A 10717-nucleotide genomic window follows, 5' to 3' on the forward strand; every position below is an offset into this window, starting at 1 on the left:
GGATACGGGTTATCAGCGATACCGGCTGCAGTCTCCTCTCCATGATCCCGCCGTACACCTGTGGAATTGCCAATTATGGGATGGGATCATCGGTTGCGGTTGCTGCCCGTTCAACACGGGTTGCCCTGACCGGTGATTATGCTCTGCTTCATTCCGGGATACAGGCTCTCATAGACCTCCATGCAAAAGGTAGACCACTTCTGTGTATTGTCTTACAGAACTGGTGCATGGGAACGACAGGCCGTCAGCCGGTCCCTGATATCTGTGCATATCTGGGATTTGCCAATCCGATTGTATGTAATGCCAGTGAACATGAGAAAATTTCAGGACTTATGGTCCCTGATACCACTTTGCGGGTGCTTGTCATTCAGGGAGTATGTCCGGAGGAACGATAGACATGAAACCATGGCACATTGAAATTTGTGATGTAACTCTTCGGGACGGGGAACAGACACCTGGTGTTTCGTTCACACCCGAAGAGAAGAAGGATATCGCAACCCGGCTTGATGCGATCGGTATTGAGGTGATTGAAGCCGGGTTTCCCATCGTATCTGTTCATGAAAAGGAGATGATTCGGGATATCTCCCGGCTTGGTCTCTCGGCAAAGATCTGTGGTCTCTCGCGGGCGTGCAGGGAGGATGTTGATGCTGCCCTTGATGCAGAAGTCGACATGATAGGGCTCTTTATCGCTCCGTCAGATCTTCACCTGAAGTACAAGCATAAAAAACCCCGCGAGGTCGTTGTCGCCAATGCCCTTGAACAACTTGATTATGCCGTGGATCATGGTCTTATCGTCCGGTTTGGTGCTGAAGATGCTTCAAGAACCGATCCGGACATTCTTGTTGATATATACCGGCAGGCAGCAGACCATAAGGCAACGTATGTCACATACGCGGATACCACCGGGTGTCTGACACCACTTGAGCTTGCAAGGATCATGAAGGATCTGGTCCCCCGGACCCCGATCCCGATTGCAATTCATGCCCACAATGATCTTGGCTGTGCAACAGCAAATACCCTTATAGCCGCTGAACTCGGAGTTTTTCAGCTTCATACCACGGTGAATGGTTTAGGAGAGCGGGCCGGGAATGCACGACTTGAGGAGGTACTGGTCTCCCTCGTGCTCAAAGGCGGGGTAACACGGTATGATCTCACACAGATTCCGGCACTTTCAGAACGGGTTCAACAGTATACCGGGATTTATATGCCTGCTACAAAACCGGTTGTCGGTGCAAATGCGTTTGCCCATGAGAGTGGGATTCATATCGCTGCCATCCTTGAAAATCCCAGTACCTATGAGTTCATTCCACCAGAACTCCTTGGACTTGAACGCAGGTTTATTTTAGGGAAACATACCGGAAAACGGGCCCTTATGCACATCCTGACAACATTCGGGTATCATATCACCGATGAGCAGGTCATGCAGGTTCTTGAGATGATAAAAGATCGAAGTGAGGATAAATGCAGTATCAATCAGCAGGTGCTTGCGGAGATCATCTCCCATGTCACCGGGGAGGATGTAATTCATGGTGACACTGTCAGAGAAGATTCTGGGTGCCCAGGCAGGCACGTATATTGACCGGATTGTTGATAAGGCATTCTGTCATGATGGAACCGGTATTCAGGCGAAGATTATTTATGATGCTATGGGAGCCCCGGGCATCAGAAAACCGGACGCAATTTATATCATTTATGATCATATCGCCCCGGCAAACAATTCACAAACCGCTGAGCTTCAGGCTGAGCTTCGGACACTTGCCCGGATATATCAGGTCAGGTTTTGGGATATCGGCTCTGGTATCTGCCATCAGGTCATGGCTGAAGGGCAGGTACAACCCGGAGAGGTTGTCATTGGTGCAGACTCTCATTCATGTACGCTGGGGGCACTTGGAGCATTTGCAACCGGTGTTGGGGCAAGTGACATGGCCGGGATATGGGTCTCAGGTGAGACCTGGCTTCGGGTTCCGGATTCTATCGGCATTCACCTGTCAGGAACGCTGAATACCGGTGTTGAGTGGAAGGATGCTGCACTCTCCTATGTGGCCGGACTCGGGATGGACGGGGCAACGTATGCGGCCCTTGAGTTTACCGGTGAATCTGCCGCATCTGTTCCCATGGAAGGACGGCTGACCTTATGCAATATGGCTGTTGAGGCGGGGGCCAAGACCGGACTCTTTTATGCAGACAAAGAAACAGAGCGATATCTGGCAGAATTTTCAGTTCCCTGCACGGTTCAGGAACCTGACAATCCAACCTATGTACAGGAGTACGATATCGACCTCACTGATCTTGAACCGGTCTGTGCGGTTCCGCATCGGGTAGATACCATTCGGCCGGTGTCAGATCTTGCCGGAACCCATCTTGATCAGGTCTTTATCGGGACGTGCACAAACGGGAGGTTTGAGGATCTTGCACGTGCTGCCCGGATACTGAAAGGTCACCGTGTTCAGGTCAGGACTATTGTTGTTCCGGCATCAGAACGTGACTATCTGCAGGCGATCACCTCGGGGGTTGCTGCTGATCTGGTGCAGGCGGGATGCACTATCGGTCCGCCCGGATGCGGTCCGTGTCTTGGTGCCCATATGGGTGTGCTGGGTGAGGGTGAAGTGGCTCTTTCAACAGCAAACCGAAATTTTAAGAACCGGATGGGGGTTGGAGCGTCGTACTATCTCTGCTCACCTGCAACTGCAGCAGCAAGTGCCCTGCATGGTGAGATTACAGATCCCAGGGAGGTCATATGACTGCATTAAAGGGGTCAGGCCCGGCAGTCTGTATTGGTGATGATATTGACACCGATCTTATCATAGCCGGGCGGTATCTCCGGACAAAAGACTGGAAGATCTGGGCAGAGCATATCTTTGAGGATCTGGATCCCGGCCTGGCCGGCCGCCTTCCTGGTGCGGTACTCGTCGCCGGGAAGAATATGGGATGTGGCTCGTCACGGGAACAGGCTGCCCGTGCTCTTCAGGTAGCAGGTGTTCGTGCGGTTATAGCCCCGTCATTTGCCCGGATATTCTTCCGCAACTGTATCAACGTTGGTCTTCCTGCACTGGAGTGCGACATAACCGGATGCACGGATGGCATGATCATATCCTTTGACTGTATCGGGGGGTGGGTTGAGGTAGATGGGAAACGGCATATCTTTCGCCCGCTCTCTCCCAGGATGCAGGAGATTCTTGAAAGTGGCGGCATGATTGAGTACTGGAAACGGAGACTTCTGAGATGATCTTTCCTCCCCACTGTAAATGTGTCGGGTATGCAGGGAACAAACCGGTTGGTGACCGGGTTTATTTCCTCTCAGAATATCTCATCCATGAGGTTCCCGGGGGGTATGAGATCCTGGCGGTAGAACCGGCAGAAGGACCAGGTCTGATGCGGGATATCAAATCCGTGACCCATATCGCAGGTCCTGATGAGGTATACCGTTATCCTGAACCGGTTGTTTTGCATAACCGCGGGGACCTGATTCAGAAAGCACTGGAAACACAGAAACGGTGCACCATTTTTACCGGGATTGATGAGCACATGATCTTTATCTGTGATCCGGACCCGGCGTCCCTGCTTACGGTTCATGTCTATGATGTGACACCTCCCCGCCCCCATCTTGCCGGAACCCTTGAGGTTCTTGAAAAAGCCGGGATATTTGGTGAACTGGAGATCAGGTTCTGTTATCACATTAAGGATATCAGGGAGACGAAGGCCGATGCATATCCCTGCAAGGCGGGGGGGTTTTCACGGACGATTGATTCAGACCGGCTTTTGGGTGACGAACAGGTTGCCGGGTGCATGACGGCCCGGCAGGTTTTACGGGACTGCTATGGGCATGATTTCCCCCTGATTGATATTTGTCCTGCAAATGCCGTGAGTGAAGAGCCGTTTATTGCACGATGCTGCCGTGCAGAACGGAGCGGCGTACAGATGTTGAATGGGAAGAAGGGTGTGGTGGTTCACTGGGGTGCATCACCCAAGCAGATCACCGATGCCCTGTATGCATGTGTTCAGGAATGGAGGAACAGATGAAGCGGGTGGTTGTGGCTCCTGGTGATGGTATCGGTCCTGAGGTAATTCCTTCTGCGTTAGAGGTGCTTCGGTATTATCATCCTGACTGGGAGTATATGCCGGTGTATCTTGGATATGAGTGCTGGAAACGGACCGGGGATGCATTGTCCCAAAAAACACTTGAGACTCTTAAAAATGCGGACCTGATATTATTTGGTGCCATAACAACACCACCTGATCCGAAATACCACAGTGTCGTGCTGCGGATACGAAAGGAGCTTGACCTGTATGCAAATCTTCGGCCGGTATTTGGTGATGGATTTGACATTTTGATTGTGCGTGAGAATACCGAAGGTCTGTACTCGGGAATAGAATGGCAGGAGAAGGATCGTGCCTGTACCCTCCGCGTGGTCAGTGAAGCAGGGACAAGGCGGATTGCAAAGTTTGCCAGCGCCTGTGCCAAGCGGAGAAGAAGGCATCTGACGATTGGGAACAAAGCCAATGTCCTCAAATCAGATGTTTATTTCCTTGAAATATGCATGGAAGAGGCTGAGAAGGCCGGCATATCCATTGATAAAAAGTATATAGACGCACTTGTACTTGATGTCCTGCAGCACCCTGGCCGGTATGATGTTATTGTAACAACAAATATCTTCGGGGATATCCTCTCTGATGCAGCCGCGTTTCTCGAGGGTGGTCTTGGTATGCTTCCCAGCGCGAATATCGGACGACATCAGGCACTCTTTGAACCGGTTCATGGCAGTGCCCCGGATATTGCCGGAAAGGGCATTGCAAATCCGATTGCAGCCATCAGGTGCGTATCCCTGCTCATGAAGTATGTGGGTGAAAAACCGTATGCCCTTGAGATAGAGCGGGCAATTCAAAAGACCATCGCAGATGGGGTAAAAACTCCGGATCTTGGAGGGACTGCAACAACGGAGGAGGTTGGAAAGGCTGTTTTACAGAACCTTATCAAGGCAAAAAAGGAAGAGGTACCAGATCTATAAAACCTTTATTCTGGTTTCTCATACCAGCCGGTTTATCTCATGAAAGAGCCTTGAAAACCGTTCTATTGTCTCATCATCCAGGTTCTGGGGGGATTCGCAAATCCGGTCAGAGAGCAGTTCTGCAACCCGCCACCGTTCAAAATGTTCTCCCTGTCTTCTTTCGACCAGGTCAGCGATCTGCATGGCGATCCCCCGTTCCTCATTCCGTTCTGCAGGGCTCTTTTCCGATACCTGACCCAGAGGAAGATCCGGATAGATATCCTTGACACACCGGTGGTACAGCTCTGGTGAGAAGAGATCTTCAATACCCGCCCCCTGGCGGTTTACAAAGGAGCTGTACAGCAACAGCCCGTTTCCTTCCCGAATATGCAGGGAGGGAAGTTTGTCAATCACTGCTGATGGAATGTTGCTGCCGGAAATCAGAACTGCTACCGGTTTTTTGTGTGCTGTCATCATAAGGGCAAGGGGAAAGAGATTTGCTGCTCCGCCGGCGGGTGTTATTTTTATCTCCGGGGAAAGCCCTGTCTTTCCTCTGCTCCGAAGAGCATAGTTCATGGCCTGAAGCAGCCATAAATCCTGAATATCTTCAACAACGAGTTGTTTTCCGCCAGAAAGGATCTTTTCTGCAATTCTAGTTGCAAGGGCTGCCTCAAGGGGGAAGAGCGAGTCACGATCCGCCGGCCATTCGGATGTCGATACCTTTGTGGTTCCATCCTCTCCTTCATACACCGTCCTGACCCGGTCAAGGTGGTCAAGGTCAATCATGAATGGAGAATGGGTGGAATAGAATATCTGGTTCTGGTGGGAGATCCGCTCAAAGAACCGGGTTGCCTGCTGCTGAGCGGTCGGGTGCAGCTGAAGACCCGGCTCGTCGAGCAGGAGAATGCTGTCCTGGTAGGCATCTCCTGACTCGACAAGAAATACAAGATAAAAGGAGAAGAAATACTGCAGACCTGCACTTCTCTGTTCCAGTTCTATCTCTGATGGATCCAGGTCGTCAGAAACCCAGACCCTGAAATAATCGCCATCAATATCATATCTGAACCGGATCTTTCGTTGTCCCCACCAGTCCTCGAACTTCTTTGTCATCAGGTTTGACGCAGTTGACAGGAGAATGGATCGTTCATCGACCTGTCTTCTGATGATCGGATTATCATCAACAGCGTTTTTGTGAGAGCCAAGCCGGTCAAGCTGGTCAAGATCCAGGTTTACGTGTCGAAACAGGCAGTGGGTGGCACGAAGACCCGGGGTATCAGGATGGGATTTCAGGGTTGCAATAAATGTCGGGATGTGAATGGCGCTCTCGATGACATTGTACTGATCAAAGTAGACAAACTTTGGCAGATGCTCAATAATGTACCGGTTTGCAGCCATAAGTCCCTCATAGGTCTCCATCTGTCTGACAAGCCGGTACATTGGTTCAGTGACCGGATCAAGGATGTCATGCTGCCATGGTTCATTTGCCCTGCTTTTGATTGCATTAATGAGATCTGCAATCTGCCGTTTGTGAACGTGTCCGTCAACCGGTATCCCACTCTTTTGTTCTTCAAGAAAAGCCAAAAGCCCCTCTTTAATCCGTCCCAGTTCCTCTCCTTTCCCTTCGGGGGCGATAAGATTTCTGATATGCTCAATGGCACTTTCAATTGCGTAGATCAGGTCAGGTGGTGTGACATGATCTACACCGACATCCGGATGATAGGTGATACTGTATGAGCCGGTATAATGTCTGGTCACCTCAACCGATCTGACTTCACTGCAGAGTTCAGATATCGCAGAAATGTCGCGTTGTTCATCAGGGGTGAGATGAAACCTGCCCGACGCGACCGGCCAGTCAGTACGGGTTATCTCAGCTGCATACCGCTGCCTTGGAAACTCTTTCAGGCCGTCATACCCTTCTCCGTCTGATGGGTTTAATTTTGAGAGTGCCCGAAATATCGCAGATTTCCCTGATTCGTTCTTTCCAACAAAAGCGGTGAGGTTCTGAACCGGAACCCATCCCGTGTCCTCAATAATTTTATAGTTCTGAACCCGGAACTCGGCAAGTTGCATAGGATATCTCTCGATTTGTTATCCTATAAATATAGTACGCTCATGAATGGGTGTCCGAAACCAGTGTGCAGGCAGTGAGGTATCCCCAAAGTCCGGATACCTCCTTCTGTGAAGAGTGTATGATATTTTGGTGCAACCTGAATTCAGAAGGAATGAGATCGGTATCTGCACCCCCAGATATGCACCTCACGCTTTCATATCATACTGGCACTATAAAGGATTTCTCTTTCTTTCAAAAAAATCAGGACATAAGCCGAAGGCAGCACGGCTTACCTGCGTTGAAATGACTGGAATAACTCCCCGGTTTTTATTTTTTCTAAAAACAGGTTCAGTTCAAGCTGGTCCCGGTGAAAGTACATATGTGCTGATATACTGATCGTTTCAAGCCATCCCTGTTCAATATTCTGTCCATTGCTCGTTCGTTTCAGGTTTATCTGGTCACAGATGTATTTCTGAAGATGGGCAAGGCCATATGCATTCTGCCCCCATGCAGATAACATGTCATTGCTTCTGAAGACACAAACAAGGTTGAGATGATTGGTTTTATCAATGATGCACTGCACGAGTTGCAGGCATGGGGGTTCATCAGCGGTGATATCCTGAACCGGGAACCAGGTTATCGCAATAGCACGACGGCTTATAGGATTTGCAATCAGCCGGTTTATGATACTCTCCTGTATCTGATCAATTCCACCATACCGCCCATCACCTTTCCAGACAAGCTCACCGCATGCATCTGCAGGAACATATCCAAGTTTTTTAAACATGGTATCGAAGACATTATGGAGCATTCCCCGGGATTTCCTGATGATAGCGACCTCTGGCCGGGGATAATCGCGAAGCCGGTTTCCATAGGTATATACAGCATCTGTCCCGTCATCACGGCGCGGTGTGATGGTGTACAGGGATGCCTGATACTGCTCAGAAAACTTCTCTCCAAAAAGGGATGCTCCTGATCGCATCGGTTCTGAAAATGGCTCTTCTACATGAATACAGATTGGCTCTTCAGGATCCCAGGTATATTCACCATCTTCCGTCACCCTGACATGACCTTCACATCGTCTGGAAATCTCCCTGATTACCTCTTCATGAGCCTGCCCGATACTTCGCTTTCTGATGAGAATCATAAAGGTCCTGTATGAGTTTTAGAATATTTGACCTGCTTTTCAGGCAAGGGCTGCACAAATCCACCAGCTGCCATCAATATCTGCTACAAACCAGTAATTACCTGTTGCAGCGTCAACATAGAGGCCTCCACCGGTGTTTGCCAGATCCCGCATCTGTCTTATCTGTCCTGCATCATGGTCATCTGTTATAAACCTGGAACCTATATCGCCAGGCCGTGTGCAGTCTGCCAAAAGCACCCCGTCCGTATCATATGCACGAATGATCTTCCCATCACGTGCAAATTGCCCGGCAGGATTTGAAAATTCTGCCAATGCCGTTTCTTTTCCTTTCTCAAGTGCAAATGCCCTGGCCTCAAATGCATAATTCATTAAGTTTTCCTGTGGAGAAATGACAGGAGCGAGGGTACTTTCGGTCTGGTTCACAGTCGTATTATTGGTTTGTGCAGACTGGTTCCCGCCGGATACGAGCGTACCGAACAGAAAAAGAATACAGAGTACCGAAAAGAATGCCTGAATTCTCATGAGAATATGTTTTCTCTCATCAGGCTATCTGATTTGCGTTTTATCTGATGGTTTTTCTATACCTGTGGAAAAAACTAAAAAAAAAGGATTATATGAAATTGCCGGTTATTCCATCTGAAGGATTGCGTTTTCTTTTCCTTCCCTGGCATCTTTTAGTTCCGGGTCAAGAATAAGCGCAGTATCATATGACATGACTGCTTCATCATACCGACCAAGAGCGAGGAGAGCATCACCCCGGTTACTCCATCCCCGTGCATAATCAGGTTCAAATATTGTTGCGTTATCCGCAGAAGCCAATGCTTCCTCGTACCGTCCGGCCAGGTTCAGACACCATGCCCGATTGCTGTATGCCTTTCCGTACTCCGGATCAAGACGTAGCGATTCATCAAACATGTTCAGTGCCTCTTCATACCTGCCCAGGTATGTCAGGGCGATCCCTTTGTTATTCCAAGCTTTTTTATAGGTAGGATCAACCGCTATTGCCTTGTCATATTGAATAATTGCCTCTTCATACCTACCCAGGCTCTTTAAGGTCTTTCCTTTTCCGTTTAATGCTTCAAGATGGTCAGGGTCCAGGGCAAGGGCCTGATCAAGGATGACAAGAGCTTCATTATACTGGTCCTGATCATAGAGCAGGTTCCCCTGTGCAGCCAGATCATCTGCCTGTGATGCCGAAACCGGCCAGAGGACGACCATTGCCACGAGAATGATCAGTACACATCCACATTTCATGGTGGTACCATTTCTCTCTGAGATTATGAAATTCATCATCATCGGGTGCAGATGAAATGTGTCCGCACCTTCATATAAACCGGTGTCCTACAGTTGTATCAGGTAGACACACCATCGATGATCAGAGTCCTGTATGTTGATGATGACGAATCCTTCTGCGGGTTTTTCAAGTTATACCTGGAGAGAATGGAAGGTTTTTCCGTCACCACGGTCAGGTCCGGGTTTTTTGCACTTGATATGATAATGTCAGGATCGTTTGATATTGTTGTATCCGATTATCATATGCCCGGGATGTCTGGTATGGATCTCTTACGGGAGTATCGGAGGAAAGGACAAAACATTCCTTTTATTCTTTTTACCGGAAAGGGCAGGGAAGAGGTCGTCATTGAGGCGATCAATGAAGGCGCGACATTTTACCTGCAGAAAGGTGGCGATCCAGTGTCACTTTTTGCTGAACTCGCCCATAAAATCCGTCAGGCTGTGCAGGCACAATCCGCACAAAAGGCGCTGATGGAGAATGAAGAGAAGTTCAGACGCCTGTTTGAGACGGCATTTGATGGTATCATTCTGCTCTCCAATGTTACCATTGTTGATTGTAACAACCAGGCTGCATCCTTATTTTATACTGACAAGCACCGGCTGATAGGATATGACTTTACCGCGCTTGCACCTGATATGCAGCCTGAAGGGACCAGAACAATAGATAAGCTCCGTATATTGCTCGGGACAACGGAGCAGAAGGATGGTGCCTTTGTTACCTGGAAGTTTCGTAGATTTGACGAGTCATTCTTTGATGCAGAGATGAGTGTCAGCAGACTTGAAATCGGTGGGAAAGATCATTACCAGGCGATAATCCGCGACATTACCGAACGAATACAGGCTGAAAACGAGCTTGAGCAGCGGAATATCGATCTGAGTGCAGCATATGAGGAGCTGATTGCATCAGGAGAAGAGCTCAGGTTCCGGCTGGAAGAGCTACGCAAGTCCCAGGAGATGCTGAAGGAGAGTGAAAAGCGGTACAAAGATCTAGCCGATCTGCTTCCTGAGGGAGTTTTTGAGTGTTCCATAGACGGGACGATCACCTACGTCAATCACCAGGCATACACCCTTTTTGGATATGAGCCTGACACTTCGGTTGATAATAAAAATGTGTTGGATTTTATTGTACCTGCAGATCGGGCACGGGCGTTAGACACTATCAGGTCTGTTATCGGGGGTGCCCCCTCACGACCCCATGAGTATGTGGCACAACGGCCGGATGGTTCAACCTTCCCGGTCATA

General features: G+C 49.3%; 11 protein-coding genes. 7 read left to right on the forward strand and 4 right to left on the reverse strand.

The genetic code is table 11. From position 1 onward, the window contains the following. From PLA23_RS05690 to PLA23_RS05715, 6 genes are all read left to right on the forward strand, one after another. Window positions 1-395, forward strand: a 395-nt coding sequence (locus tag PLA23_RS05690; RefSeq protein ID WP_324474362.1) for a thiamine pyrophosphate-dependent enzyme, incomplete at its 5' end; no start/stop codon positions are given. A 2-nt stretch (window positions 396-397) separates the two neighbouring features. Next, window positions 398-1579, forward strand: a complete 1182-nt coding sequence (locus PLA23_RS05695; RefSeq protein ID WP_324328450.1) for a homocitrate synthase family protein — start codon at window positions 398-400, stop codon at window positions 1577-1579. Continuing rightward, window positions 1527-2741, forward strand: a complete 1215-nt coding sequence (locus PLA23_RS05700; RefSeq protein WP_324474364.1) for an aconitase/3-isopropylmalate dehydratase large subunit family protein — start codon at window positions 1527-1529, stop codon at window positions 2739-2741. Before PLA23_RS05695 ends, PLA23_RS05700 begins: the two co-directional genes overlap by 53 nt. Continuing rightward, window positions 2738-3226, forward strand: a complete 489-nt coding sequence (locus PLA23_RS05705; RefSeq protein ID WP_324328446.1) for a LeuD/DmdB family oxidoreductase small subunit — start codon at window positions 2738-2740, stop codon at window positions 3224-3226. Before PLA23_RS05700 ends, PLA23_RS05705 begins: the two co-directional genes overlap by 4 nt. Then, window positions 3223-4020 (forward strand): DUF7714 family protein, encoded by a 798-nt coding sequence (locus PLA23_RS05710; RefSeq protein WP_324328444.1) that lies wholly within the window; start codon window positions 3223-3225, stop codon window positions 4018-4020. Before PLA23_RS05705 ends, PLA23_RS05710 begins: the two co-directional genes overlap by 4 nt. Continuing rightward, entirely contained in the window at window positions 4017-5006 is a 990-nt protein-coding gene (locus tag PLA23_RS05715; protein WP_324474374.1) for an isocitrate/isopropylmalate dehydrogenase family protein, read from the forward strand. Before PLA23_RS05710 ends, PLA23_RS05715 begins: the two co-directional genes overlap by 4 nt. Before the next feature lie 18 nt (window positions 5007-5024). Here the strand turns inward: PLA23_RS05715 and PLA23_RS05720 are convergent, their stop codons facing one another. The 4 genes from PLA23_RS05720 to PLA23_RS05735 form a co-directional block, all read right to left on the reverse strand. Beyond that, window positions 5025-7055, reverse strand: a complete 2031-nt coding sequence (locus PLA23_RS05720) for an AAA family ATPase (RefSeq protein ID WP_324474366.1) — start codon at window positions 7053-7055, stop codon at window positions 5025-5027. Window positions 7056-7324: 269 nt separating this feature from the next. Continuing rightward, window positions 7325-8182, reverse strand: a complete 858-nt coding sequence (locus PLA23_RS05725; protein ID WP_324474368.1) for a thymidylate synthase — start codon at window positions 8180-8182, stop codon at window positions 7325-7327. A 39-nt stretch (window positions 8183-8221) separates the two neighbouring features. Beyond that, window positions 8222-8704, reverse strand: coding sequence for a hypothetical protein (locus PLA23_RS05730; protein ID WP_324474370.1), 483 nt, complete (start codon window positions 8702-8704; stop codon window positions 8222-8224). A 105-nt stretch (window positions 8705-8809) separates the two neighbouring features. Further along, entirely contained in the window at window positions 8810-9436 is a 627-nt protein-coding gene (locus PLA23_RS05735; protein WP_324329885.1) for a tetratricopeptide repeat protein, read from the reverse strand. A gap of 117 nt (window positions 9437-9553) precedes the next feature. On the opposite strand from PLA23_RS05735, the gene PLA23_RS05740 reads away from it, so the two are divergent. Further along, window positions 9554-10717 (forward strand): PAS domain S-box protein (locus tag PLA23_RS05740; RefSeq protein ID WP_324474372.1); only part of this gene is annotated, 1164 nt, incomplete at its 3' end.

It is taken from the genome of Methanospirillum sp. (assembly GCF_035406105.1).
GTDB lineage: Archaea > Halobacteriota > Methanomicrobia > Methanomicrobiales > Methanospirillaceae > Methanospirillum.

Coding starts and splice junctions, on each gene's coding strand:
- PLA23_RS05695 (WP_324328450.1), top strand. CDS start 398: ATGAAACCATGGCACATTGAAATTTGTGATGTAACTCTTCGGGACGGG.
- PLA23_RS05700 (WP_324474364.1), top strand. CDS start 1,527: ATGGTGACACTGTCAGAGAAGATTCTGGGTGCCCAGGCAGGCACGTAT.
- PLA23_RS05705 (WP_324328446.1), top strand. CDS start 2,738: ATGACTGCATTAAAGGGGTCAGGCCCGGCAGTCTGTATTGGTGATGAT.
- PLA23_RS05710 (WP_324328444.1), top strand. CDS start 3,223: ATGATCTTTCCTCCCCACTGTAAATGTGTCGGGTATGCAGGGAACAAA.
- PLA23_RS05715 (WP_324474374.1), top strand. CDS start 4,017: ATGAAGCGGGTGGTTGTGGCTCCTGGTGATGGTATCGGTCCTGAGGTA.
- PLA23_RS05720 (WP_324474366.1), bottom strand. CDS start 7,055: ATGCAACTTGCCGAGTTCCGGGTTCAGAACTATAAAATTATTGAGGAC.
- PLA23_RS05725 (WP_324474368.1), bottom strand. CDS start 8,182: ATGATTCTCATCAGAAAGCGAAGTATCGGGCAGGCTCATGAAGAGGTA.
- PLA23_RS05730 (WP_324474370.1), bottom strand. CDS start 8,704: ATGAGAATTCAGGCATTCTTTTCGGTACTCTGTATTCTTTTTCTGTTC.
- PLA23_RS05735 (WP_324329885.1), bottom strand. CDS start 9,436: ATGAAATGTGGATGTGTACTGATCATTCTCGTGGCAATGGTCGTCCTC.